Annotated in this window: 31 protein-coding genes and 1 pseudogene; all 32 read left to right on the forward strand. The window is 31.5% G+C overall.

The genetic code is table 11. From position 1 onward, the window contains the following. Positions 1–17: 17 nt before the first annotated feature. The 32 genes and pseudogenes from LL038_RS02950 to LL038_RS03105 all read left to right on the forward strand — a co-directional run bounded on the left by LL038_RS02950 (position 18) and on the right by LL038_RS03105 (position 24,943). Positions 18–317 carry a hypothetical protein gene (locus LL038_RS02950; protein ID WP_216122396.1) on the forward strand — a complete coding sequence of 100 codons (300 nt, stop codon included), beginning with the start codon at positions 18–20 and terminating at the stop codon, positions 315–317. A gap of 46 nt (positions 318–363) precedes the next feature. Continuing rightward, positions 364–1,005, forward strand: a complete 642-nt coding sequence (locus LL038_RS02955) for a phage scaffolding protein (RefSeq protein ID WP_216122398.1) — start codon at positions 364–366, stop codon at positions 1,003–1,005. 11 nt (positions 1,006–1,016) lie between these two features. After that, positions 1,017–1,355 (forward strand): hypothetical protein, encoded by a 339-nt coding sequence (locus LL038_RS02960; protein WP_253200238.1) that lies wholly within the window; start codon positions 1,017–1,019, stop codon positions 1,353–1,355. A gap of 18 nt (positions 1,356–1,373) precedes the next feature. Beyond that, entirely contained in the window at positions 1,374–2,402 is a 1,029-nt protein-coding gene (locus tag LL038_RS02965) for a major capsid protein (protein ID WP_216122400.1), read from the forward strand. 56 nt (positions 2,403–2,458) lie between these two features. Further along, positions 2,459–2,692: a hypothetical protein gene (locus tag LL038_RS02970; RefSeq protein ID WP_253200239.1), complete on the forward strand. Its 234-nt coding sequence runs from the start codon at positions 2,459–2,461 to the stop codon at positions 2,690–2,692. Between the two features lie 2 nt (positions 2,693–2,694). After that, positions 2,695–2,985, forward strand: a complete 291-nt coding sequence (locus tag LL038_RS02975) for a hypothetical protein (protein WP_152752661.1) — start codon at positions 2,695–2,697, stop codon at positions 2,983–2,985. Further along, the gene (locus LL038_RS02980; RefSeq protein ID WP_216122402.1) at positions 2,986–3,351 is read left to right on the forward strand and encodes a hypothetical protein; all 366 of its coding nucleotides are present in this window, start codon (positions 2,986–2,988) and stop codon (positions 3,349–3,351) included. It begins immediately after the preceding gene. 4 nt (positions 3,352–3,355) lie between these two features. Next, positions 3,356–3,700 (forward strand): hypothetical protein, encoded by a 345-nt coding sequence (locus LL038_RS02985; protein ID WP_216122404.1) that lies wholly within the window; start codon positions 3,356–3,358, stop codon positions 3,698–3,700. Positions 3,701–3,707: 7 nt separating this feature from the next. Then, on the forward strand, positions 3,708–4,133 hold the full coding sequence (locus LL038_RS02990; protein ID WP_216122406.1) for a hypothetical protein: 426 nt from the start codon (positions 3,708–3,710) through the stop codon (positions 4,131–4,133). 1 nt (position 4,134) lies between these two features. Next, positions 4,135–5,022, forward strand: a complete 888-nt coding sequence (locus tag LL038_RS02995; RefSeq protein WP_216122408.1) for an Ig-like domain-containing protein — start codon at positions 4,135–4,137, stop codon at positions 5,020–5,022. A 110-nt stretch (positions 5,023–5,132) separates the two neighbouring features. Next, positions 5,133–5,564 carry an esterase gene (locus LL038_RS03000; protein WP_216122549.1) on the forward strand — a complete coding sequence of 144 codons (432 nt, stop codon included), beginning with the start codon at positions 5,133–5,135 and terminating at the stop codon, positions 5,562–5,564. Further along, on the forward strand, positions 5,518–5,751 hold the full coding sequence (locus tag LL038_RS03005) for a hypothetical protein (protein ID WP_216122410.1): 234 nt from the start codon (positions 5,518–5,520) through the stop codon (positions 5,749–5,751). The genes LL038_RS03000 and LL038_RS03005 overlap by 47 nt, the downstream gene beginning before the upstream one ends. Before the next feature lie 27 nt (positions 5,752–5,778). Next, positions 5,779–6,105: a hypothetical protein gene (locus LL038_RS03010; protein WP_216122412.1), complete on the forward strand. Its 327-nt coding sequence runs from the start codon at positions 5,779–5,781 to the stop codon at positions 6,103–6,105. 45 nt (positions 6,106–6,150) lie between these two features. Beyond that, positions 6,151–8,241, forward strand: coding sequence for a phage tail tape measure protein (locus LL038_RS03015; protein WP_216122414.1), 2,091 nt, complete (start codon positions 6,151–6,153; stop codon positions 8,239–8,241). A 12-nt stretch (positions 8,242–8,253) separates the two neighbouring features. Beyond that, positions 8,254–8,664, forward strand: a complete 411-nt coding sequence (locus LL038_RS03020; protein ID WP_216122417.1) for a hypothetical protein — start codon at positions 8,254–8,256, stop codon at positions 8,662–8,664. Next, the gene (locus LL038_RS03025; protein ID WP_216122418.1) at positions 8,654–9,739 is read left to right on the forward strand and encodes a hypothetical protein; all 1,086 of its coding nucleotides are present in this window, start codon (positions 8,654–8,656) and stop codon (positions 9,737–9,739) included. The genes LL038_RS03020 and LL038_RS03025 overlap by 11 nt, the downstream gene beginning before the upstream one ends. A gap of 11 nt (positions 9,740–9,750) precedes the next feature. Further along, positions 9,751–10,080, forward strand: coding sequence for a hypothetical protein (locus tag LL038_RS03030; protein ID WP_216122420.1), 330 nt, complete (start codon positions 9,751–9,753; stop codon positions 10,078–10,080). Between the two features lie 14 nt (positions 10,081–10,094). Next, positions 10,095–10,655, forward strand: a complete 561-nt coding sequence (locus LL038_RS03035) for a hypothetical protein (protein WP_216122422.1) — start codon at positions 10,095–10,097, stop codon at positions 10,653–10,655. Then, positions 10,655–11,206, forward strand: a pseudogene (locus LL038_RS03040) (hypothetical protein); the annotation flags it as partial. The gene LL038_RS03035 and the pseudogene LL038_RS03040, both read left to right, overlap by 1 nt. A gap of 28 nt (positions 11,207–11,234) precedes the next feature. Beyond that, the gene (locus tag LL038_RS03045; protein WP_216122425.1) at positions 11,235–12,467 is read left to right on the forward strand and encodes a hypothetical protein; all 1,233 of its coding nucleotides are present in this window, start codon (positions 11,235–11,237) and stop codon (positions 12,465–12,467) included. A gap of 11 nt (positions 12,468–12,478) precedes the next feature. Further along, entirely contained in the window at positions 12,479–14,395 is a 1,917-nt protein-coding gene (locus LL038_RS03050; protein WP_216122427.1) for a hypothetical protein, read from the forward strand. 4 nt (positions 14,396–14,399) lie between these two features. Next, a complete protein-coding gene (locus LL038_RS03055) occupies positions 14,400–14,654 on the forward strand; it encodes a hypothetical protein (protein WP_216122428.1) in 255 nt (84 codons plus the stop codon). 11 nt (positions 14,655–14,665) lie between these two features. Then, positions 14,666–15,661 (forward strand): hypothetical protein, encoded by a 996-nt coding sequence (locus LL038_RS03060; RefSeq protein ID WP_216122430.1) that lies wholly within the window; start codon positions 14,666–14,668, stop codon positions 15,659–15,661. 11 nt (positions 15,662–15,672) lie between these two features. Continuing rightward, on the forward strand, positions 15,673–16,755 hold the full coding sequence (locus LL038_RS03065; protein WP_216122432.1) for a signal peptidase II: 1,083 nt from the start codon (positions 15,673–15,675) through the stop codon (positions 16,753–16,755). A 19-nt stretch (positions 16,756–16,774) separates the two neighbouring features. Then, entirely contained in the window at positions 16,775–17,848 is a 1,074-nt protein-coding gene (locus tag LL038_RS03070; protein ID WP_216122435.1) for a hypothetical protein, read from the forward strand. 64 nt (positions 17,849–17,912) lie between these two features. After that, positions 17,913–18,374 (forward strand): phage holin family protein, encoded by a 462-nt coding sequence (locus LL038_RS03075; RefSeq protein WP_216122437.1) that lies wholly within the window; start codon positions 17,913–17,915, stop codon positions 18,372–18,374. Between the two features lie 35 nt (positions 18,375–18,409). After that, positions 18,410–19,297 (forward strand): N-acetylmuramoyl-L-alanine amidase, encoded by an 888-nt coding sequence (locus LL038_RS03080; protein WP_216122439.1) that lies wholly within the window; start codon positions 18,410–18,412, stop codon positions 19,295–19,297. Positions 19,298–19,337: 40 nt separating this feature from the next. Beyond that, positions 19,338–19,880, forward strand: a complete 543-nt coding sequence (locus LL038_RS03085) for a hypothetical protein (protein WP_216122441.1) — start codon at positions 19,338–19,340, stop codon at positions 19,878–19,880. Between the two features lie 211 nt (positions 19,881–20,091). Further along, positions 20,092–21,156: a nucleoid-associated protein gene (locus LL038_RS03090; RefSeq protein WP_216122443.1), complete on the forward strand. Its 1,065-nt coding sequence runs from the start codon at positions 20,092–20,094 to the stop codon at positions 21,154–21,156. After that, positions 21,156–22,142, forward strand: a complete 987-nt coding sequence (locus LL038_RS03095; RefSeq protein WP_216122445.1) for a GTP pyrophosphokinase — start codon at positions 21,156–21,158, stop codon at positions 22,140–22,142. The genes LL038_RS03090 and LL038_RS03095 overlap by 1 nt, the downstream gene beginning before the upstream one ends. 291 nt (positions 22,143–22,433) lie before the next feature. Then, positions 22,434–23,900 (forward strand): hypothetical protein, encoded by a 1,467-nt coding sequence (locus LL038_RS03100; RefSeq protein ID WP_216122447.1) that lies wholly within the window; start codon positions 22,434–22,436, stop codon positions 23,898–23,900. A gap of 572 nt (positions 23,901–24,472) precedes the next feature. After that, positions 24,473–24,943, forward strand: a complete 471-nt coding sequence (locus LL038_RS03105; RefSeq protein ID WP_216122448.1) for a DUF4236 domain-containing protein — start codon at positions 24,473–24,475, stop codon at positions 24,941–24,943. Positions 24,944–25,053 lie beyond the last annotated feature (110 nt).

Below are 25,053 nucleotides of genomic sequence, written 5' to 3' on the forward strand. Positions count from 1 at the left end.
CTAAAAGGTGGGTGAGAATGATGATACTAAGTAAGTTACATGATAAATGTAAAAAATGTGAACACAGAGATAACTGCGATGATAAAAGAATGGTGGCTTGTGCTATAGCTGGAAGATCGCAGCTTATTACAGGTAGTATTGGATTATCAAATACAATGCCAACGGCACAAGCATTTGCTAGAAAACATACCCCAATAACAATTAATATGGGCGAATATGGGGCTATTAATACTAGCATGGAAGAAATAGCAGAACAACTAAAAAAGAATCTTTACAAAGATATGTTTAATATAAATTGTGCTTTTAATAAGTCTTAGAAATAAGGCTTTTTATTTTGTTTAAAATTAAGGAGGAAAAGTAATTATGGGATTATTGGAATATTTAAAAAAAATTTTAGGGGATGCAGAGGGGCAAACTGCCTTTGATAAAATACAAGCAGATAAAGAAAACCACCTGCTTGTGAATTCAATCAAGGAGCCTAAATACGTAGATAAAACTATCTTGGATGCTGCTAATAATAGTGTAACTCAATATAAGAAAGATGTAGCAAAGAGGGATAAGGATCTATTGCATTTACAAGGTAAGGTTAAAGATAATTCGGAGCTGACTACAGAAATCGAAAATTTAAAAACAGCTAATTTAAAGGCTAGTACGGAGTATGAAGCAAAATTAACTCAAATAAATTTTGATGGTAAATTTGAAAAAGCTTTAGGAACTTATAAACCTAAAAACTCAAAAGCACTAAAAGCTTTACTGGATATGGAGAAAGTAAAATTAGATGGAGAGGCTTTCTTGGGATTAGAAGACCAGGTTAAATTGTTAAAAGAATCTGATCCTTATTTATTTTCAGAAGAAAATTTAGGAGGAACAGGCAGTTTAGGAGGTGGTGTAGCAGGGACATTAGGGGGAACAGAAGGACAAGAGGGTGGACTAGGTTCAAGACTTGCAAAAGAAAAGGCCGAGGCTGTAAAAGCAACAGAATCACAAAATACATTTTTTAAATAGGAGGAAAAATAATGTTAGAAACTAAACAAACTTACATGGGTGAAAATAAAACTATTCTGCAATTTGCGGGTGAGCTATTTCAGAACACTTCCATCAAAGTAAAGAAAACAGATGTTTTAGAGGTAGCTGGTAAAAGAATATTAAAGGCTGGAAGTGTTGTAGATAATACTGGCAAAATCGTAGCTGATGGGACTGCCTTTGGGTTAGTTTACAGAGATGTTGATTTTACATTATCAAATGGCACTGAGAACATTCCAGTAACTATATTCGGATTTATTAAAACCGCAGCACTTCCAATTGCACCAACTGATCTAGTTAAGTCAGCACTAAGTATGATTAAATTTTTATAATAAAAAGGAGGAATTACAATGGATTGGAGAGACATTATAAACGTAAAAGAAATAGCAACTTATATTAGGGAGCTGCCACCACAAATGCTTATAGGGGAAAGCTTATTCCCACGCACAAAGCAATTAGGAATGGAACTGAAATATATTAAGGGGGCTAAACAAAAGGCTGTAGTGCTTAAGCAAAGCACCTTTGACGTAGCTGTAAAAATTAGAGCGTTAAAGGCACAAGTAGATGAAATCACTAAACAAATGCCATTTTTCAAGGAATCAGTTTTGATAAACGAAGCTGATAGACAACAGTTATTATTAGCTATGCAGGCTCAAAACAAATCTATTATAGACATGATAGTATCAAAAATATATGATAACTATTTAGCGCTAGTTGATGGTGGAGATATGCAAATGGAAAGAATGAGGATGCAATTAGTCACTGATGGTACTATTAGTATAATTTCAGATGATGGTGATATTGTATTTGATTTTGGAGTACCTAGCAATCACAAGGAAGTCCTTACCGGAACTGCTAAATGGGACAATCCAGATGCAGATATTGTAGGTGATATTGAAAGATGGAAAAAAACATTAAGAGATGATGGTTATTCAGTACCTACTAGAATGATATTGTCTTCTAAAACTTTTGGCTATATTGCTCTTAACAAAGCTATCAAACTAGACATAGACAAAGATGGAAGAGTAATAATGACAGATGCAATGGTAATGAGTTATCTAAAAAATAAAGTTGATTTATCAGTAGCAATAGTATCCGGATCATATAAGCTGGAAGATGAAACAGAGCAACCTTACTTCCAAAACAATAAAGTGTCATTGCTTCCAGATGGTAATTTGGGTAAGACTTACTATGGAACAACTCCCGAGGAAGCCGATAAAATGTTTGGAGCTGGTACTAACTGCGAGGTAGTAAGAACTGGAATAGCTGTAATGACAATGAAAAAAGAAGACCCAGTAACTGTTCAAACAAAGGTCAGCCAACTAGGTATGCCAAGTTTTGAAAGAGCAGATGAGTGTTTCTTTGCTACAGTAGTATAATTTAGAGCCTCCCATGTGGTTGCTCTTTTAATTTTGAAAAGAAAGGATTGATTTTAATGGCTAAAAAAATAGAAGAGGCTAAAATGATAAACGTTAAAGCTCTAGTGTATTTAAAATATAATAAAAACTGCTACAAAATAGGTGATGAATTCCAAGTTAATGAAGATGACCTAGAAGAAATGGGTGAAAAGGGATTGATTGGGCCAGGGAAAGAGATGCTCAAAGAAGACCTAAATGATACACCTGAAGAACTAGGAGCGGATGTACTTTCCCCTAAAGAAGGTGAATAATTATGGATAGGCTACCAATAGACTTCTTGAAATTTAACCTTCAGGAACGAGAATATCCGTATTTTGAAAATGATGAACTTGAACTATTATTGGAATCCAATGACGGTGATATTAAGAAGGCTAGTCACCAGGGTTGTATATTGAAAGCGGCCGCAGATGATAAGCTTGAAGTTGCTGGAATAAAACTTAGCTCCAATAGGGAATATTGGTTAACTTTAGCAGAAACTTTTAATGTTGTAGCTGCAGCTGGTAATGGATACATAACCAGCATGAAAAGAGTTGATGGCTGCTAAATGGCTGGAATAAATAGAGCAAAAATAAGTGAAAAACTATATAAGCAACTTGATAAAAAGGGTTTATTAAAAGAAATTAAAATATTGAGAATTGGGAAAAATGCCTACAAGGAAAAGCAGAATGATTTATATGTGTGCACTGTAAAAGGGTTTTATTATAGAAAAGAAACTAGAATAAATATCAGTGCAACAGAGAGTGCTACATTAAATTCTAACTATAGCGAAAGAGTGCTAGTTATCTATAATGAAGAATCTAAAAAGATTAAAAAAGATGATTATTTCACATTATCTGAAACCAAATACAAGATAATAGATACTGGAAATGCAGAAAATATCATTTATGATATGCAGTTAGATAGGAGTTGAAATTATGAGTGGGTTTAATATAGACATAAAAGGTATATTAGAAGGGTTAGCAGTATTTGAATTAAAAAGCAAAGCTGCAATCGGCTTGTATGCAGATACTGCAGGTAAAAAACTCGAGGCAGAGGCTAAGAAAAGTGCAACATGGATAGATCGTTCAGGGTTAGCACGCAAGAACATTAAAGGCGGAAAGGAATGGCAAGGCGACCAATGTCGAGTGTACGTATGTGGAAATATGGTGTATTCGCCTTATCTTGAACTTTGTAATGATAAAAAATACGCAGTGCTTAAACCCACTGTAGACAAGCTTTCACCAGAAATTTTAAGAGGCCTAAATAATTTATTGAGGTGATGCAATAGTGGCTACCTTTAATTATAAAATTGTAGGTAAAGAACTGGATCAGGAAGATATAGAAAATGCGATACCACAAACTTTGTGGCAGAAGATATTTCTTCATTTAGAGAAAAAAAGATATGAAGTATATTCTCCTGGACAAAAAAGAGATAAATGTGAAGCCACTTACGTGGTAATAAAAGAAAATGGAATTCATGGGCAAGATGGTGGAAATAAGTTAGGGTTTAAGGTGTTTGATGTTATATTATACTGCCCTTTAACCAATTATTCCGATATGGAATTTTATGCAGAAAACATTAAACAAGATCTAAAAGAAATGAAGGAACTCAGACCTACTGGAGTAGAGACACCCAGCATAATAGATGATGAAGTTGAAGGATATACATCATCTATAGAATACCAAGCATTAAAAACATTGAGGAGGAGATAAAATGTCAGAACTTGAAGGCATGCCTATTGCAAATATTGTGTTAGCCGAAATAATAGACGAAGTTACACAAAAAACTTATATTTTCGACACAGCAGACAAAGCGGATGTTAAACCTGATTTGTCTGCAGGTAAGGAAGATATTTTAAGAGTAAAAAACAGGATAATTGCTATGAACCGTACAGAGGACATTTGTATTGGATATGATATAAAACTTACAAACAATACATTCCCGACAGAACTTATGGCAATAGTTGATGGAGGTATAATTACAGCAGATGGCTATGAGGGACCAGAAGTTGGGATAGTTACAGAAAGACATCCATTCACTTTAAATCTGTATAGCGAAGAAAAGGACTATGACAGTGCAACTTTACAGTATGTGCAGTTTGCTTTTAAACACAACAAGGGTAAGCCAGTAGAATTTAAATTTGAGGATGGTAAATTCTACGTGCCAGACTTTGAAAGCCACAGTAGACCTAAAAAAGGTGAGAAACCTGTTTACATAAAGTTTCTTAAGCAGTTACCTACAGGTCGTGTAGACCCAGTAACTCCACCGCCGAGCGGAACTGGAGATATGAAGGTAGAGGGTGAAACAGTTACAGGTGGCAACACAGATGTTGGAGTTACTATTGGTAGTAATGTTAAGTGGACATTTGTAAAAGCTATAAATCAAGATGATGTAACTGCCACTAATTTTGTAGTTAAAAAGAAATCTGATAGCACTGTAGTAACTGGCAATGTAACCATAGATTCTACTAAAAAGATAGTAACATTTATACCGACTAGTATAGAAGCTGGTGTTATTTATGTAGCTGAAGCTAAGGCAGTTAATTTATTGGATGCAAGTGGTACAACTACTGCTATTTTAGTAGAATTTACAACTATATAGAAATAGGTCTGGGAGAAGATATTATGGATAATGAACAGTGGGCATTGGAAGATGGCAGACCAACTGCTAAATTTGCTTCAATAATAAAACAAAAATATAGGAGTGAGAAAATGGAAGTAACAAATTTAGAACAATTAAAACAAATGGCTGAGGCTGATATATTGGAATTACCAAGATTTAAGAAAGAGATACCTTTTAATGCAAAAGTTAAGAGAGTGTCTCTTTTAAATTTAGTAAGAAAGGGTGTAATACCTAATACTCTATTGAGCGCAGCAGAGGAGCTATTCTACGGCAAGAAATCAAGTAAGGGTGTAGATTTAAAAGAAATGACTAAGGTAATGTTTATAATGGCTGAAAATGCACTTGTAGAGCCATCTATTAAAGACTTAGATAGTGCAGGCTTAGAATTTACAGATGAGCAGATAGTTGCAATTTTCAACTACACACAAGAAGGTATAAAGGAAATAGAACCGTTTCGTGAAGAGTCAGAGGATAATGTCGATACTGATAATGGCAAAGCAATATCACAAGTCACCGAGTAGTATCATAGGGCTTAAAAACGATTATGAAGCCTTTTGTTTTGATGAAGCTTGTACTTATATTTTAAATGAACTAAGTCAAGAAAAACCTAAAGCTCCTAATTGGGAAGAATCTAAAAAACATGAAGAAAATGATGATAATAAAAATACAATTGAATGGATGATGAAGAACTCTAAAGCAATTAATTAGGGTGCTATTTTTTAATGAGGTGATACAATGGCAACTGTTAAACATCAGATAGTGGATTGTGACGAATGTAAGAATAAATTTAAATTAAAGCCAAGCATACTAAAAACAGAAAAAGTAGGCGAAGAAGTTGAAAGAACTTATTTTAAATGTCCTAAATGCAAGCATAAATTTATAGTTGTATATAAGGATAAAGAATTTAATAATAATTTAATTGAAATAGATAATATTCGTAAAAAAGCTACTAAAGTGTCAGCAAATAATGAAGAGCTTAAAGAATTAATAAATTCACAGAACAAATTGCACGAAAGGAATTTAGAAATTTCAGGCATGTATAAGAAAATTTATGGAGCATAGAGATATGTTCCTTTTTTATTCCTCTAAAATGGGAGGTGAAAATATATGGGGGTAAATGTGGGATCAGCAGTTGCCTACTTAACACTAGATAGAAGCCCATTTCGCAATGGGTTAGCTAGTGCTGGAGCAGAAATGCGAAGCTTTGCGAGTGGTGGCGGAGTGCAATCATTGGGGAATGCAATGACAAGTGTAGGAAAAGGTATGGCACTTGGAGTAACTGCACCTTTAGTTGGCATAGGTGTAGCAGCAAGCAAAGCTAGTATGGATTTTGAAGCTCAAATGTCTAAGGTTAAGGCAATTAGTGGAGCAACAGGAGAAGACTTTGATAAATTAAGAGAACAAGCGATTAAGCTAGGCGCTGACACGAATTTTAGTGCTAGTGAAGCAGCAAATGGAATGGAGAATTTAGCCTCAGCAGGATTTAAAAATACTGAAATAATGACTGCCATGCCAGGAATGTTATCTTTAGCAGCTGCAGGTGGAGTTGATATTGCAACCGCTGCCGATATCGCTAGTAGTTCTCTTAGAGGATTTGGGCTCGAAGCCGATAAAACTTCACATGTTGCGGATGTACTTGCAAAAGTTGCGGGTGATACTAATGCGGGAATTACGGATACAGGCGAAGCAATGAAATATATAGCACCAGTAGCAAAATCACTGGGCGTAAGTTTAGAAGATACTAGTGCAGCAATAGGACTATTAAGCAATTCTGGAATTAAAGGAAGCCAAGCGGGTACAACACTTAGAAGTGCGTTGACTAACTTAGCTGCACCAACAAAAAAAGCATCAAAAGTAATGGGCGAGCTAGGTATGAACTTCTTTGATGCTCATGGAAAAATGTTACCTTTAGGAAAAGTAATACAACAATTACAAGATAAAACTAAAGGACTTACAAGCCAACAAAAAGCATCAACAATGCAAACACTTTTTGGAAAAGAAGCAATGTCAGGAATGCTTACGTTAGTAGACCAAGGGCCTGGTAAATTTAATCAATTATCAAGTAGCCTTAAAAATTGTGATGGCGCTAGTAAAAAAATGGCTGATACTATGCAAGATAACCTAAAAGGCAGTATTGAAGCCATGAAAGGTAGTTTAGAAACAGCAGCTATAAGAATTGGAGATGTTTTGGCCCCTTCTATTAAAAAAATAGCGGGGTTTATAGCAGATCTAACTAATAAATTTAGTGGTTTACCAAAACCAATACAATCATTCATAGTTAAAAGTGCGGTATTGGTGGCGGCAATCGGGCCAATTATGATAGTTTTCGCTAAGCTTATAACTAGCACTAGAACAGTAATGAGTGTTTTTAACGGGATCTCAAGTGCAGCAAAAGTATTTACTATGCTCCCAGCTTTAATTAGTCCGCCCGTTTTAATCGCAGTTGGCATAATAGCTGGATTAGGATTGATTGTATATGAAGTGAGAAAGCATTGGGATGGGTTATCGGCATTTTTCACTAAAACTCTTGGAAAGATTAGCAGCTTTTTCAAAAAATGGGGAGTAGACATGTTAGCTGCATTCGTACCGGTTATTGGAATTCCATTGCTAATAATGAAACATTGGGATAAGATAGGACCATTTTTTACTAAATGGGGTGAAAAGGCTAAGAAATTCGGTGGATATGTTATTGATGGATTGATGTATGGTCTAATGCATGGTATCCCTAATATTTTAAAAGCGATAAGTTTTTTAGGCAATAAAATAAAGGATACATTTAAAAAGCTGCTAGGTATCAATTCCCCTAGTCGAGTGTTTGGTGAGTATGGTGGATTTATTGGGGAAGGTTTAATTGGTGGCTTAGACGGGCAAGACGGTGCCATAACTGCTAAATTCAAAGGACTAGGAAATAAAATAAAAGGTCTAGGAAATGTAAGGCCCGATTTTAGCGGACTTAATAGCACTGATTTAACTGGACCCGTTGGTGGTAGAGGTGGTATTGGTAACATAAGTAATAATAGTGATAAAAGCACCAAGCAACTCACCTATAGTCCAAATATAAAGATGTATGTTACTATATCGAATGCGACGCAAGAAGGTGCTAACGCTATCGCCAGTGAATTTAAATCACAGACTCAGGCATCTATGAAAAATTCTATGGTTGAAATGTTCATGAACGATGCAATTAAAAGTTTTTAGGAGGTGGACTAATTGGTATACAACGAGCCAAAAATGTATTTTAGCAATACAGATAAAACAAAAGGTACAGAAGTATTAGGGACAATAGCCAATTACAAGCCTCCTTGCCCTGTGCTTAACAATAAAGGCAATAAGGTATTACTAGGTTACACACATTTTCAAGAGGGCATAAAGGCAGATACACAAATTAAATTTTCTATTGTATTTGATATAAATACAGTAGAAGATATTAATAACTTTAAAAAATTTAGAAGCAAGTACAATGAATATTTTTATTTTAAGGATGAATTAGACACACTTTACAGAGGTAAGCTTGTAGGCACTTATGAAATAGATTCGCCGATTGAGGGCGATATTTATTACATAGCTTTAGAGATGTTATGCGGACATGATGTGACGGGATGCGATACAAATGGAAATTAGAATAGAATTATATGAAAAAACAATAACAGGTGGGTATTATCCAACCCCAAAAATCTTGAGAAATGATGAAATAATGAATGTGAATATTAGCCGTAGAATTTTTGAACTAGGCACTTGTAGTTGCCTTATAGATAATACCGCTAGAGATAAGAATTTAACTGATATAGTAAACTTTACTGGATTAGGTTTCTATGATAATCATAATCAAGTTAAAGTGTATATAGATGATGAAATAGCCTTTATCGGTGTACTTAAAGAATATAAATATGATGAAGATAATAACACTTATTACTTTAGAGCAGAGGACATGTTATATAAAATATTTAGAACAATAGATGCTACACCGTGTTTAACTTATGAAAATACTACCGCAAAACAAATAATAATAAATCTATTTAATCATGCCGGAATAAGTGATATTAAGTTTTCGGATGAAGTAGCCGACTATGATGTAAAAAAAATAAAAGTAGAATATAACAATATGTATATAGATGTACTAAATAAATTTTTTGATATCATGTATGCAAGGTTTAATTGTAATAGAGATGGTAGCGTGGATATCGTTAAAGCCTTTCCCGCATATGATGGACTTCCAACTATAAAGTATAAACTTGAAAGTGTAGATTTTATCAGTGCTGGTGAATATGACAGGAATGAAAATGACATAAGAAACAAACTAATTGTAAAAGCAAATGATACTGATGTACAAGCCTTTGAGTGCCCTTACCTCGTTCAGCATGCAAATGGAGAGATATATTTAGATGTGATAGATGAGGATTTGGCAAATACTTTACAGAAAAAAAGAAATGTAGCTTTAAAGTATTTTAGGGATAAATTAAGGCACAGTAAAAAGTTTGGAATAACTACCATAGATGGCAATTTAACACGAGATGTTGGAGATATCACAAGAATTGTTTTGAATCAATCTAAAGTACAGGCGTGGGCAATGGTAAATGGAATAGATACAAGTATACAGGATGGAATTTGGCAAGATACACTAGAACTAGAAATTTTGGTTGCTGATAAATGGATAGAGCCATTACCAGTAGGTGGCGACTATATTATTAAAAATTAGGGGGTAAGGATATGGCAAATATTAATTTTAGAGAGCCAGTAGAATATATAATAAAAAGATATGATAAAAAAAGAAATACAAAAATAACTGTTGAAGATGATGCTAATAAATCTAAAGTAGAATTACCCGAATATCCTTGCCGACTTGTTAGAAATGAAGCTAAAAAAGTAATTAGTGTACTATATGCAGAAGGTACAGAATCAGAGTGGTCAGAGGCATTAATTAGGGATGTTAATGGCAAGGTATTTCAAATAAAAACAACCTATCCAGACAAAAGCTCTAAAACGGTAGAGTTATTTAAAGACATGGATAACAGAGTTGAAAAAATAAAATATGTATAAAGTAGGTGAAAAACATGAGTTTGCCTAATTATGTAGTCAATTTTGATGAATTGGCAGATGCCATCAAAAGCTATTTAGAAAATGGAATAAAAGTTGATGTTGGAGATATAACCTTCTCCACAATTGAGATGGAAAGATTGCTTCAAGAGATTAGTGGGAAAATACAAGGTATTGACTATAATAGTTTGATTACTGCTTTAAATGCTTTAGGTGTTAAATTAGACGGATTAGCGGGGAATTTAGGAATAAGTGGTACACAAAAAATCTACGGTAAAATGCTAGAGATACCTGCAGTTAAGGGACTGCACACAATAGAATTTAAAGTACCTCAAAAGGGTAGAATCACAGGAATTACTTATAGTTTAAGCGCTTGGAACTTTTTAGATTCATGGGATTTGGTTGTTGAAAAAGAAAATCTATTTGATAAAGTACGGACAAAAGAGTATGGAGAACATAAATATTTTAATGTGTTTTATCCAGTAGCTTCAGGACAAATAATTAATTTTAATTTTAATAATGAGAGCGGATCAAGCAAGGTACTTTGGGTAGATTTTAACATATTGGAAGATTTGTAATGAGTTTATCCAAATATATTGTTAATTTTGATGAATTAACTGATGATTTAAAGAAAAAATTGCTTGAAATTATTGATGATGAGTTAAGAGATAAATATCCTCAATTGAATACTGATAATATTGAATTACTGCTAGAGAGTATAAAAGAATTATTGCCTAGTATAAGATACGAGGGTTTGAAAAATAAAATAGAAGATTTTATTCTATATAAGAACGAAGGTATTCAAAAAATAGAAGGCAGATTGTTAGATATTCCTCCAGTAGTAAAGAACACTATAGAAATATTTAAATTTGATAAGGATATTTTTTTAACTGGACTACATTTTAATCAAACAGGTTGGAAAAAAGAAGATAAATATAGCTTAGAGATTAATAAAAATAAAATAATAGATAGTTCAGCCACAAAGGAAATAGGAGAGCATAAACACTTTAATACTTATTTTAAAGTTAATGCTAATACACCTATTTCTTTTATTTTGCACAATAATAGTGGGAATAGTAGACAGGTAGTGGTTGACTTAGAATATTTGGAAATAAAAGATTCAGACATAATTAATATAATAAATGGAGGTATTTAACATGGCCGATAATTTTTACTATGTAGAAGGTAACTCAAGTGTTAAAAATTTAGTTAAAAATTTAGTAAGTGAAATAACGCAAAACGCTGGTATATATAAATGGGATCTAGCATACCCAGCGACAATTGATTTAGTAGGGGCCTCAGATATCGCTAGTGAAGTAAATCTTATAACAGATGCAAGTGTAACTGATAAAGTTGATACAAAATTTACGGTTGGAAGTAGCAAAGATATGTGTATTTTAAAAGCTTCTACAACTTATGGGAAACAATTTTATTTAAAACTAGACAGACTAAATGCAGATTTAACAAAAGAAGAAAAACAGGCATTAGTTAATTTTAAAAGTTTACATAGCTATAGTAATAATGGGTACCCGGTGCATAGGACGGATGCACAAGTTTTAGAAATGATGGCTGGTGTAGGTAGTACAAACGGGAACAGTGATGACTATAATTTGTATGTTAGTGCTATGACTAAAAGTAATTCATTGAATAATATAGTTTTGCAAATATCAGGAGCGTTAAACAGTGCTGGAACTGATTTAGATATATCGTCAGTGATACAAAAGGAATATAACTATAGACTTGCATGGTATAGAAAAGTACAATCAGGAATTAAGGATTTTCTACCAGTACAATATTGGCTTAATGTTACAAAAGATAGCATCAATTTAGTATTAAGGGGTGACCCGTCAGCAGATATTTCACCATATGAAAACTATTTAACAAGTTATGCCTATATAGGAGCATTAAAGCCGGTAGAGGATTCAGCAACTACAGATGACATATACAATTTCGGTATAACAACAAGTTCAGATATAGAGCCTAGATACGCAAGTCCCTACGGTGAAAGAACTGCAACTGGAATAACGGATTTTTGTATGATAGCCAATAAAATAGGTATGCCTTATCAACCTCATTATCCTGGGTTTTATAGCACTAATCCTTTTATGGATAAATGCAATGTAGAGGGTTCAAGATGGAATCATAAAAAACACCAATTTAGTGATATTACATTAGTACATCCAGTAGACATGGAGCGCGGAAAGATGATTAATGTTTTAGCCGGAGATGCTTCGAGCATATATGATATGGATAAATTAGCTTACAAAAAGGATACTACAGATGAAGAATACTATAAGAAATTCAAGATTACTGCACCATACAATTTCTTGAATAATAGTGCAAATATTAATTACTGTATAGCTATTAGATGCCCTAAAACAGTAGAATAGAGGTGATGTAAATGACCCTACATAAAATAATACCCTTGTGTAATTTTAATTATGTGGGGGACTTTTATAATGCAGCAATGTTTAAATATAATACTACCAAGGAGATAAACAAGAGCGAAAGTAAATCAATTTATAAAGATGAAACAATTCAAATTGATAAACTAAAAAATACTTATATGTCTAACGAAATAAAAGTTATCAATAAAAATGATAATAAACTATTAAATAAAAAAATCAATGACATTACAATTCTAAACAATAAAATGGTTGAAAGGGTATTTTCTTCTATAAGCAAGAATGATGCAAAAGGATTATATACCAATGCTCCAAACATCAATATTGAATACCTCAAAAACTTATCTAGCCAGAATGTAATTGAATTGAGTAAGCAAAATGCTAAAGAACTTAAAGCTATTGATTTAAGACAAATTAATATTAATCATGAAAAAGAATTAAAAAATAAAGATGATTTAGGTTTTTATAAAACAACTGAATTAGAATTGGCTATTAATAGTTCTAGTCAATTATACAAAATTAAAGATGTGTATTTAAAAGATCAAGATGTGAATTGTTTAAATATATATGATTCTAAATTTATGGAACCAGAAATTACAAAGCAAATAAATATACAAAGCTATTATTTTTACAATAACAATAACAAAAGATATATAAATAAAGTTAATGACAAGTATTTTGATAGAATTAATGATAAGCAAATGAGCAAACATAACAACCGTTTAATGTATAGATATAATGTTAATAAATTGTTTAAGAATGACATTGATTTTTTAGATAGAATAACTAGACATGATCTATATCTAAATGATAGCCTTAAATTAATTTATCGACTTGAAAGAAAAGACATAAATAAATACGATTATATAAATGGCTTAGAAAAGATTAGTTTAAAACATATTAATAAAGATGAAAGTAAAAAGTATTTTTATAGGCATGTATTAAGGACAACATATAAAAATACTGAGAATTACTTAAATAGGGTTGTAATAATTCCTGTATATAAAAACAACCAGAGCTATTTAGATAGAGAAAATCTAATTAACCTATATAAAGAAACTCAAAACTATTTGGGCAGGGAAATGATAACCACAATATTTAAAAATAATGATTTCTATTTAAATGCTATGTCTATTATAGATGTTTATAAACAAATTGAGAAAAAATTATTAGATTTAAATATATTGGATGCGTACAAAGATTATGATAAATATCTAATGAATACACCCAAAAACATTTACAAGGAAAACATTAATAAATTTATTGAGGTAACTAAAAGATGGTGGTGGTTACAGCCTACCTCTCCAACAGATGGATTAGTTGTACCTAATAAGGACTATGTAAAAATGAAAGACATTATGGAAAATACCGACTTTGAATATTTAAGATACAATAGTCATCCTGTAGAATGGGGTCAAAACTGGGGTATAGATTACAATGTTCCTCCTATAGGAGTTAGCGTTGAAATAATGATAGACCTAATAAACATAATCACTATGGTATGGCATAAGAATGTACAAGGTTGGATGAGTTGCACAGGCAGGGAATCCATACAGCTATTAATGGAAATTTTGTATGACTGGTATACATTAGATACCTCCATTCCCAATACTGATTACTATAGAACATATAGGTGGATTAGGTGGGAAGCTGAAAAGGTGTATTTTTTAAATGCTCAAAGCGGCTTACGAGCTATTGGAATATTAATATCAAACTTAATAGATTATATGAAATATCATCACTTTAATTTAGTACCATTATGGCGGAATGCTAAGGTCATGGATATAGAAAGAAATTTTAACCGGATGGCCACAGATGGAGATTTAATGAAGATTACAGACAAATTAAAAGGCAAAAGAAATTACATGATAGAAACGCAAAACTTTGAGAAAAAGAATATTTTAGGGAGGTAATGAAATGATAATAAGCGCAATAGATTTCAAAAAGCCAAGACAAAAAATGTGGGGAATACTAAAGACTCACGCATTGACTATGTTACCATTTGGGCATGAAACTGATGAAAAAGGTGATGAGATAACTGGCTATGCTACTAATTGCTATGATGATGCATTAGCAGAAGCTCATACACTATTAGCAAGTGGAATCGGTAGTGCTAACATACAAGTAATTGAGTTTGTACCATACGATTATATTATGCAACCTAGAGTATAGGAGCTGATAAAATGAAGCTTATAAAAGTTGAAAATGGATTACTTGAAGCTGAGAATTATCTCTTAGCTTCTTCTTTTTCAGATTTTGCTGGGGGTGCAAATATAACTAGAGATATTGCCACGGGTATATTAAAGTTAATTTCTAACAACAAAATAGAAAGGAAATTTGAGTATAACGAATTTGTTATAGAGATAGAAAAAGAGAAATTTAAAACTATGGCCATAGATGATTATTCTATGATCTACATCGGAAATAAAGAGTATAGTTTTGGCATTAAAGATACAGATTTGAATGCTCAAAATAAGTTTTGGAAGATATTAAAGCAAGATAATTATATACAAGCTTACAGTAGCAAAGATGGAGTTACCTATACAAATATTGGTGGCATGGAGTTCTCAGAGTCACTTACAAAACAAGGTTTTATGAAATACAATAAAGAGGATTTTATATTAGATAGTTATAAAGTCTATGCTAATCCATATGTTACTCTACAAAATGCACCGGAGGGCTTCACAGTTGAATTTTATAATTCAAAAGATGAATTAGTCACGATTAGATTATTTAATGCTGAGATGGAATGTAAGGTCTTCCTAGATGCTAAAATACAAGGATATTTTGTACTTAAAGATTTAGAAGGAAAAGAATACTATAAGTCGGAAATATTAGGCCTTAGTTATGGGGATGTTTATGTTCTCAGTCCTTACAATTTTGAAATCATATATCTTGGCAATGTAATAAATAATATTGATTCAGCATTGTTACAGGACTTGGAGGAACTTATCACTATTAAAAACATAGGGAATAAAGATTATATGAATGTAAATATAGGCACTCAAACAAGATCTAACGACTTAATCCAATTATCCATAGACAATATAGTCTATACAGATACTATCGTTTTAGACATAGCGCAATTAACTAAGAAAGATATTTATGTAAGAATAATTAAAGACACTGATAATCATAATTTCAATGTACGTGATTTTCAACTAATTATAAATAAGTAGGAAGTGGCTATATGAGTGAGTTTTTTAATGTAACACTAGATAAAGATGTTGTGTTTAATGATAGTGTGATAAGTCCCAAGACAGGTTGGACGAGCGAAAAAACACACAAAGAAATAATAGATAAGAGAATCACAAAATTTGAAGAATTATCTGACGTAGATGTTACCAATAAGAAGAATAAACAGTTAGTAGCTTATTCAGAGGAAACAGGAAAATTTATTACAATTGACGGTGTAGATGCTGGCGAAATAACTGGTGGTGGAATGAAACAAGTGAGCAAAATGGGCATTGTGGGAAGCCCTACAGTGCCATATATAGTAGACATACCCATTAACATATTAGATTTCAAAGTACCTAGGGTAAATTTATTGAAATATGAATTAGGTGCTCAAAATGTTATAGCAACAAAAAATACATTCAGTAACGGTGAAGGTAATGATTTTAAAGATGATGAATTTATTGTTTTTGATGGTAAGGTTCATATAAAAACTGAATATATACAGGATTACGCAGTAAGTAGAGACGAAAGCGCCTTTACAGAATATAAAACTACATTAGATACAAACAAGTATAAATTTGTAGAAGGGTTTGATGATTTTGAGGATGGAGTAATACAAAAATTAAAGGTTACGGCCATTCCATTTGATAGAATTCTAATGCCCAAAGGAGATATGAATTTAAGCAATGCAGAACACATTGATTATTTTAAATTAATTGCTACAGGCAAGAATATAAAAGTTGTTTGTAGTGTAGACAGTGGGACAACTTGGAAGACGTTCAAAACTGATAAATGGGTAGACGTAAATTTTGACATTGAAAATGTAAGAGCAGAGGGTATGACAACGGAAGTTTTTAATTCTATTAATGATGTATTTTGGAATGAATTAATAACTTCTAAAAAGATAAGATTTGCTTATTTATTCTCTATGGATAATATTTTAGATGTTGATGAATTAGATAACCTCGATTTACAATTTGATGGACAAGGAAAGTGGGTGCAAGCTATGGAAACGGAGTACAAAGTAGTATATGCAAGCAATTCCCTATTACAAATAGAGGTTTATTTTTCAAATGATATTAAAATAAATTATTAGAAAGGAGGTGCAATTAATAATGGCAAATGGAGATTTAATTAAATTAGGTACATTATATTTAAATGGCACAAAACAACTAAACCCTACTAATCCCGTTAGTGGCGGCAATATCCCTAACTACTCAAGTGGAAATATAGAAATAAGGGACACAGATGCAGCCGATAATTATAAAATAAATTGGACAGAAACTACAATTGGTGGTAAAAAGCTTTTAGTCGCAGAGAGAAATATATTGGTAAACGTGAATTGGGACACTTTGAATGCCCAAGGACTTATTGCAGGCAAAGGTATAACGATTAATGGACAAGAATATAAATTAAGAACCCTTACTGGCGGTGGTTCAGACGGTGACCCAAATAACAATGAGTGGAATAAAATATTTGATGCTAATAGCGACAACACGAAATGGCACTGGAAAAATTGTTACAGTTGGGTTCAGAATGCATATCTTTTAAATGCTGCCTGTCGTGTTGTCCGAGGTTCCTCCTCTTCCCGCTTTTTCGATTACTATACTAGTTATTATCATACTGTGGGTATCGGCTGGCGTCCCGCCCTTGAAACTCTGAATCCTGACCCTTTGATATCTGATTTAGACAAGAGCCTAGGTGATTGCCATACACCAATTATTAAAGAATACACAGTTTCGGATTCAGACGGATTTTCTGTGGTAGAAAAAATAGATGGGAATATAATAAGAACTTTAGGAAACCAATTAACAGAGCAGAATTACACTTTAGATTTGACAAGTATCTGGGGTACACTAACTGCTTCTATTCATACAATTATGATTGAAGCAACAGATAGTAAGGGAGCCATGAGTGTAAGAACGTGGACATTTAATCGAATTAAATATATTAAATATCTATTAAAACAAAATTACCAATTTTACACAATAAAGTCCGACCAATATAAAAATGGAAAATTTGAGCCTTTGGCTATCATAATTCCAACATCACAAGATTACGAAACTTATGGTTTTGATGATTTAAATTTACCAACACAAACCATGACTATTGGGACTGAAACTTTTAGACCAATAGACAAATTTGATAAGAGCAAGCCATTAGAAATCTATAAATGTATAGAAAAATAATTAAATCAAAATATGGACTAGAAATAGTCTTTTTATTTTGATTATTTTTTATAAGGGGGCGTAAATGAAACACTTTATTGAGTATTGCCAAGACTACTTTACAGGCAAAACCGCAGTTATTGGAACTGCATCAGCTGGACTTTTTACATGGTTGTTTGGCTCATGGGAAATAGGACTACAAGCTTTATTTTACTGTATGATTGCAGATTACGTAATGGGGATATTATGTGGTAAAAAGGAAAATAAATTAAGTTCTGATATAGGCTTTAAGGGGCTTAAAAAGAAATTCACTATATTAATTATACTTACATTAGCAGTAATGTTAGATAAATTACTAGGTCAAGGTTGGGTATTCCGTACTTTAGTAATATACTTTTACATTGGTATGGAAGGAATAAGTATTTTAGAAAACGCAGCGCGATTAAACGTACCTATACCTAAAAAACTAAAAGATGCTCTTATCCAATTACAGGAAGGAAATAAAAAGGAAATTAAGAATCAGGAAATTAAGAATCAGGACAAATAGTCTTGGTTCTTTTAAATTTAAAGGAGGAAATCATTATGGAAAAAATCGGTACAAGAGGCGGACACAACAGACAATGTGAGGGTGCAAGTGCAATAATAAACGAAGTTACAGAGGATAGAAATGTATGCGCAGCAATGAACGAAAATTTAAAAAATGCAGGTGATACGGTTGTAAATTGTACGCCAGAAAATTGTGGAGAAAATGAAGACTTAAATTACGGTACAGATACCGCAAATAATAATCATGTAGATCTATTCGTTCCGATACATTTTAACAATACTTATACGAATTACAATGGCGCGATCGGTAGCGAGATATGGATTAACCCATCTAGTTCTATAAGCGTGGCAACAGGGACTAGAATATTAAACAATTTACAGGCCCTCGGATTTAAAAATAGAGGTTTAAAAAATGGTATGCACCTTCATGATGTAAGGGCTACAAATATGCCAACCGTTTTGGTAGAAGTATGTTTTGTAGAAGCAACAGAAGATGTAGAACTATACAAAAAGTTAGGGGCAGACGTAGTAGGCAAAGCTATTACGGATGGGATAAATGGTAAAGTTGGTAGTCATGCTCCTATAATAATTAATAAGCAAGCAAGCAATGTAACAATCCCAGAAACACGAGTAAATAACTCAATCGCTCAATTACAAGACGAATGTAATAGACAAGGATTCAGTAATCAAAAAGTAGACGGATTTAATGGTACAAACACATTAGCAGGATGTCCTTTAACTAAGTTTGGAGCTAACGGTAATATAACAAAGTGGATACAAAAGAGGCTAGGATTCCCAACTAATTTACAAACTGGATATTTCGGAGATATAACTAAAAATGCGATTATAAAATATCAAGCAGCAATGGGATTAAATGCAGATGGGATAGTGGGGCAAGGAACTTGGACTGCTTTATTAAGATAGTAATATATAAAATTCAAATAAAATTTAGGAGGAATTATTAATGCAAAATTTATTAAATGTAGGTACAATTTTAGGAGTAACTTCAGGGGTAGTAGCAACACTGTTAGTTCTGTTTCCATTATTAAAAAGGAAAGGTGTAAAAGTAGATGAGGTATTACAAAAGGTGGACATGGCACTAAATGGAGCAGATGCAGTTATTGCAGTCGCAGATAAAATTATGCCAGTTAATCCTGTCCTTGATACATTAAAGGTGATAGAAAAATATGGTCATATAGGTGTCCGTCAAGCGGAACAATTATGTATTAATAGCAAATTAGGTAAAGATGAAAGAAATGAAAAATCCAAAGAAACTATTTACGCAGCATTGAAATTATTAAACATAGAACCAACTGAGGAGATAGATACTATTATAAATGGGATTATAGAAGCAGAAACGCTTGCACTTGGACATAAAGATTTAACAGAAGCAGAAAAGCAAGCACAGTTACAGAAAGTTCAAGCACGAGCAACTCAATTGCAAACTGAAAATGTACAACTTAAACAGACTATAGCGACCATACAAGGGGCTGTACAAGTAGCATAATAATTAAACCTCAGGGAGAAAATCCTTGAGTTTTTTTTATTTTTGGAAAATATGGAAATGCTTGTCCTATTATAGAAGTAGATGTACAATAAAAAAGAAACCACATTGACAGTTAATCTATGGTGGTTTCACATAATGTATATCTCAAAGAATATATTGTTATTATAACACAAATTCCCTTGAGATATAAAATAATGAATGGGGGAGTTATATGGAATTCAAAAATTTAAAAATTAATAAAATTATTATTCATGAAATTTTTAAACGGAATTTTGAAAAGGGAGTAGTCGAACCAAAGTTTAATCATACGTTGTCAGTATTAGATGAAGCAGGGCTGGAGGTTTTAACTGAAAGAGTTATCAACGCAATAGGGAATAAATCAAATAGTATGGAGATGGAAATAAAGGACTCCAGCAATGATAGCTGCGTATATCTAATTAATTCAATGCTAAATTGCGATGATGAAACCTTTATAAAAGATTCGCAGACTATTGCACATAAATTAGCTGAATCTCAAACATCAAGAAGGATACCAGGGGGGGTAGTTATAGTTTTTAGTGGGACTATCGGACTAAATAACACTCCTATTACTGGCGTTATTAAAGCAGAGATACATAGTGGATTTACTAGGACAATAACTGAAAGTAATGAGGAAATATTAAAATACTTATCAGATTTATTGTTGACACCTCAACAAAAGCTTTATAAGATAGCAGTTTTTATTAAAAATAACGATGGCGAAGAAAATAATTCTAAATTAGAAGAAAAATATAATGTTTTCGTGTATGATAATAATATGAAGAAGTCAGAAACAAAAGAAGCCGCATTATATTTTTATGATACTTTTTTAGGTTCTACATTTAAAAGAAATAGCAAAGTAATTACAAAAGATTTTTATGAAGGAACTAAAGAATTCATAAATATTTTGGAAATAACAGACGAGGAGAAAATAGATTTAAATTTACAACTTTATTCTTATATAAAATCACCTATAAACGCTTCCATCAGTATAGAAGATTTTTCAGATAATTCATTCGAAGCTGAAGTAAAGGATTCATATAATGATTACATGGTGAATAAGAATATACCTACAACATTAATTCAAAAGGACAACCAATATATAGAAAATAGATTAAAACAAAGGAAAATAAAATTTTTTAATGAAATAAGTATTGCAGGGCCTTCTGAAAATTTTAATAATTTAGTAAAAATTATTGGTACAGATGATTATGGAACCACATTAAAAGTTGGAGGAAAGATTAAATATCAGCAATAATGAGAGATGAAGAAAAATTTATAGAAGATTATGATAAACAGAAGGATAGTTTAAGAAGTTGGGGACAATATATAAAAGAGTATATATTCACAGAATTAAAAAAACAAAAACATGACACAGAAAGTTTTATAAAGATACAAGTATTAGCAAGGGTAAAGGACGATAGCTCTATTATTGAAAAGGCATTCTATAGAGGTAAAAACTATAGTAATCCTTTAGATGATATAACAGATAAGGTTGGTATTAGGTTTGTAGTATTATTGCTAGATGATATAAAAATTATACAGAATATAATAGAAGATTGTAGGGAATGGAATATTTCCGAAGATAAAAATTTTGAGTGGGAAAGGTTAGAAAACCCCTCTGTTTTTGAATACCAATCAGTTCATTATATTATTAGAAATACTAAAGCTATAATTGTAAATAATATTACTATCGATCAATTAACCCCATGTGAAGTGCAGATTAGAACATTACTGCAACATGCATTCAGTGAATTGTCACACGATACAGTTTATAAGCCAAGTCAAACAGTCGAACCAATGATTAAAAGATTAGTTGCGAGAAGCATGGCAATGATTGAAACTACAGATTCTATTTTTAAGGAGGTAAATGACAAGATGACAATAGAGAATAATAAAAAGTCAAATAATTTACTTCCAATAATAAAAGATGAATATACTAACAGAATAAGAATGCCAGAAGAAAATAATAAAATCCAAGAATTAATAATAGATGTTTATGAGGAAATGATTGCTGAAATAAATGCTGAGGATCTCATAAATTTTATTAATGAGCATATTGAAATGCTAAAGGAACAAATAAATTCAAAATACAACACACAACTTTTATTTAGGCAACCAGTAATTTTATTGTTGTACTATTTAATAAATCAGCATCCTAACAAAGTAAGTATAGACTGGCCATTAACTGAAGATTTAATAAAACCAATTTATACTAAGTTAGGAATAAGTTTTAACTCATAATATAAAAGCAACTTGTTTAATAAGATTTAATAATAGCCTAAGTGATATTGAGAAATAAAGTAGTGGTTTTAGAAATAATATTAGGTCTGAGATTAGAGAAATTTAGTTTCAGGCCCTTTTTTATTTTTTGCAGAAGTATAGAAGAAAAACGAGACTTGTGTAGAATTTATATAAAAATAGAAATAATATGTAAAGGTGGAGATTATATGAACGAATATATAAAAGAAATAATAAATATAGGGAATTTATTTATTGATATAAAAATCATAAAGAGAATGAGGGAGGTAATTTTTGAAAAGATTATTATTTATAATGAATAAGTATATTAACACTTTTAAAGAGATGGAAATTTCGTTACAATATTCAAGAATTTCATTCATAAGAAAAAACAGGAAAAAATTAGTTGAATTTTTTTCATTGTTAATATTTACTTATATTTTAGCAGCAATTATATATGTATGTACTTTAATATTACCTGTAATGTGTGAAAATATAAAAATTTTCTTTTGGAATATAGCTCAAATTAGCACTCCTCATAATACTATAAAAATGAAAATGTATATTCCTAGTCTCATAGTACATGTAATTGATTTTAAACAATTTTTGATAATTTTTGTTATTATTTTAGTTATAGTTGTTTCACTTATGCTATTTCATGATGATAGAGAAATTATTAAAGAGTTCGATGTGCTTTATAGCATTATGCTTCGGATTTATTCAAATGTTGTATTGAAGAAAAGACACTTATACATATATATTTTTTATACTATTGCAATGATAGTATTATCAATAGGCTACACATCAGTATACTTTGTTTTATTAAATCTAATTCAAGTTATGGTATTTTGGACAAGTATTTTTATCGTAATGCTTGTATATGGGAGTGCAAACGGGGAATCATTAAAAGTAAAAAAAATTATAATATTTTTTATACTAACACCAATTATAGTTATATCTTTATTTAAAAATAGTATTGTAAGTTCTTACAATCCATTAACTACTTTAGTACTTCTTGTTTCTGCCTATCTGGCATTTGATAGACTTACTGGAAGTTATATGGAACTAAGAAAAGAAGTCTATGAGGGCAAAAGCCTGTATTTTATGATTAATAGCTTCTCTACAAATGATTTCGATAAACTTTGGAAAATAGTAAAAGTAAACTCAATTGATGAAATAATCGATGATAGTGATTATATGACAGTAGGGTTAACTGCTTTTAAAAAGTCTATTAATGATATAAATCTTGCCAAGGCCTGTTTTAAAAAATGCATAGAAAAAGACCAATTAAGTCACATTGCTATTTATTTTAATGCAATTATATGTATTGAACATAACCCACAAGAAGCAGTATGTTTATTAGATCGAGCATATGAAATTCAAGAAAAAGGACATTTAGAAGTAACATTATATGATATAAATTTATGGAAAGTTGAAGCTATGCTAAAAATGAAAATTGTAGATTATAAAAAAATAATTAAATTAATTGTAGATCAATATGATCATACATTGCCTAGATATATCTATGTGTTAGGCTCTTGTTATGTGAAGATTTCAGAATTTAGTAAGGCAAAGAGGATATTAAGTTCATTATACTATGACGAAAATACATTCAGTGATATCCCATATTTGTTGGCGATAATCGAATTTGAAACAGGTGAAAATAATGTTCGAAAAGTTATGGAATTAATAAATATAGCTGAAAACTTTAATAACGATTGTGAAGAATTGAAAAATAGATTAGAAGCTATCCAAAAGTAGAAGTTACAGGGTAAATACTATTGAAAACCTCTTTTTTAAAAACAATAAAATGATTTCAAAATAAAAAATAGGTATGGAAAAAGTATAACAAAAATAAGACATGTCAATATCTCAAATAAATGTGATAGCATGTCTTCTTCCAATTACGTAGGTGAATATTGGCGTATTTTATCCATTCCGATTTCAGTAAAGCAATGTATAATACATAGGAACATACGTTTTGAAGGGGATAGTATGAAAGTTATAGCAAAACCAATTGAGATGGTGTCATGGAGTGATATAAATGTCAGATAGTAATCAAAGGCTCAGAGAGGTTGTATGAACTTAAATACTCGTTTGATACATGTAAGTGGATATTGTGGAAGCTTTAATATTAATTTAATATACAAAAAAAAATGCTGCACTCAGAGGATATCCTGTGCAGCATTTTTAATATATTTCCGTATCAAGGATTGGTACATTTAAATTATAGACAATTTTATAAATTTTATTCACTTTATTTTCATCAAAAGTTTAGCAATAAAGGAATCTAAGGAAGGTTATAGAAGTATTGAGTTATAGGGGATGGTATTATGGGTTTCAGAATAAGAAAAAGTTTTGGTCCTAAAGGTTTTAAAATCAATGTGGGTAAAAAAGGTATTTCGTCTGCAAGCTTAAAGATAGCTCCAGGGCTTACCATTAATTCAAAAAGAGGAACCACCGTTGGGGTACCTGGGACAGGTATAAGTTATAACACTGGTGGGAGTAAAAGAAAGAGTACACCAAGCAGATCTATTCCAAATGGCAATGAAAACAATATTGTTGAAATGAATTTAAAAATTCAAAAACAAAAAGAATACAATAGAAACTTTAAAGAATTTACGGGTGGGTATAATAAAAAAGCTATTATAGCAATTATTGTTTCATTTGCATTATACGTAACGCCTTTATGGCCATTAGGACTATTGTTGTCTATTCCTTTATTAGCTTGGCTCGCAATCGATACGATTATAAAAATAATTAAGTTCAATAAACATTTGAAGAATCTTAATGGAATACAGTAGTGTAATGAGTTAATGTCCTAGGTTAGAGAAGTCTAGCTTCGGGGCTTTTTTTATTTTTGAATATATTTTGCGTAAGCTTCGTTAAAGGTACCGCTAAAATTGTATGATTA

It is taken from the genome of Clostridium estertheticum, assembly GCF_026650985.1.
GTDB classification, from domain to species: Bacteria; Bacillota; Clostridia; order Clostridiales; family Clostridiaceae; genus Clostridium_AD; species Clostridium_AD estertheticum_C.

Bases quoted from the DNA above. Each gene is read 5' to 3' on its own strand.
- LL038_RS03025 (WP_216122418.1), top strand. From the start codon at position 8,654: ATGGAAATTAGAATAGAATTATATGAAAAAACAATAACAGGTGGGTAT.
- LL038_RS03090 (WP_216122443.1), top strand. From the start codon at position 20,092: ATGGAATTCAAAAATTTAAAAATTAATAAAATTATTATTCATGAAATT.
- LL038_RS02950 (WP_216122396.1), top strand. From the start codon at position 18: ATGATGATACTAAGTAAGTTACATGATAAATGTAAAAAATGTGAACAC.
- LL038_RS03105 (WP_216122448.1), top strand. From the start codon at position 24,473: ATGGGTTTCAGAATAAGAAAAAGTTTTGGTCCTAAAGGTTTTAAAATC.
- LL038_RS03055 (WP_216122428.1), top strand. From the start codon at position 14,400: ATGATAATAAGCGCAATAGATTTCAAAAAGCCAAGACAAAAAATGTGG.
- LL038_RS03050 (WP_216122427.1), top strand. From the start codon at position 12,479: ATGACCCTACATAAAATAATACCCTTGTGTAATTTTAATTATGTGGGG.
- LL038_RS03030 (WP_216122420.1), top strand. From the start codon at position 9,751: ATGGCAAATATTAATTTTAGAGAGCCAGTAGAATATATAATAAAAAGA.
- LL038_RS03095 (WP_216122445.1), top strand. From the start codon at position 21,156: ATGAGAGATGAAGAAAAATTTATAGAAGATTATGATAAACAGAAGGAT.
- LL038_RS02970 (WP_253200239.1), top strand. From the start codon at position 2,459: ATGGCTAAAAAAATAGAAGAGGCTAAAATGATAAACGTTAAAGCTCTA.
- LL038_RS03070 (WP_216122435.1), top strand. From the start codon at position 16,775: ATGGCAAATGGAGATTTAATTAAATTAGGTACATTATATTTAAATGGC.
- LL038_RS03005 (WP_216122410.1), top strand. From the start codon at position 5,518: ATGTCGATACTGATAATGGCAAAGCAATATCACAAGTCACCGAGTAGT.
- LL038_RS03010 (WP_216122412.1), top strand. From the start codon at position 5,779: ATGGCAACTGTTAAACATCAGATAGTGGATTGTGACGAATGTAAGAAT.
- LL038_RS02980 (WP_216122402.1), top strand. From the start codon at position 2,986: ATGGCTGGAATAAATAGAGCAAAAATAAGTGAAAAACTATATAAGCAA.
- LL038_RS03045 (WP_216122425.1), top strand. From the start codon at position 11,235: ATGGCCGATAATTTTTACTATGTAGAAGGTAACTCAAGTGTTAAAAAT.
- LL038_RS03000 (WP_216122549.1), top strand. From the start codon at position 5,133: ATGGAAGTAACAAATTTAGAACAATTAAAACAAATGGCTGAGGCTGAT.
- LL038_RS02995 (WP_216122408.1), top strand. From the start codon at position 4,135: ATGTCAGAACTTGAAGGCATGCCTATTGCAAATATTGTGTTAGCCGAA.
- LL038_RS03085 (WP_216122441.1), top strand. From the start codon at position 19,338: ATGCAAAATTTATTAAATGTAGGTACAATTTTAGGAGTAACTTCAGGG.
- LL038_RS03065 (WP_216122432.1), top strand. From the start codon at position 15,673: ATGAGTGAGTTTTTTAATGTAACACTAGATAAAGATGTTGTGTTTAAT.
- LL038_RS03080 (WP_216122439.1), top strand. From the start codon at position 18,410: ATGGAAAAAATCGGTACAAGAGGCGGACACAACAGACAATGTGAGGGT.
- LL038_RS03060 (WP_216122430.1), top strand. From the start codon at position 14,666: ATGAAGCTTATAAAAGTTGAAAATGGATTACTTGAAGCTGAGAATTAT.
- LL038_RS03035 (WP_216122422.1), top strand. From the start codon at position 10,095: ATGAGTTTGCCTAATTATGTAGTCAATTTTGATGAATTGGCAGATGCC.
- LL038_RS02985 (WP_216122404.1), top strand. From the start codon at position 3,356: ATGAGTGGGTTTAATATAGACATAAAAGGTATATTAGAAGGGTTAGCA.
- LL038_RS03015 (WP_216122414.1), top strand. From the start codon at position 6,151: ATGGGGGTAAATGTGGGATCAGCAGTTGCCTACTTAACACTAGATAGA.
- LL038_RS02975 (WP_152752661.1), top strand. From the start codon at position 2,695: ATGGATAGGCTACCAATAGACTTCTTGAAATTTAACCTTCAGGAACGA.
- LL038_RS02965 (WP_216122400.1), top strand. From the start codon at position 1,374: ATGGATTGGAGAGACATTATAAACGTAAAAGAAATAGCAACTTATATT.
- LL038_RS03075 (WP_216122437.1), top strand. From the start codon at position 17,913: ATGAAACACTTTATTGAGTATTGCCAAGACTACTTTACAGGCAAAACC.
- LL038_RS02960 (WP_253200238.1), top strand. From the start codon at position 1,017: ATGTTAGAAACTAAACAAACTTACATGGGTGAAAATAAAACTATTCTG.
- LL038_RS02955 (WP_216122398.1), top strand. From the start codon at position 364: ATGGGATTATTGGAATATTTAAAAAAAATTTTAGGGGATGCAGAGGGG.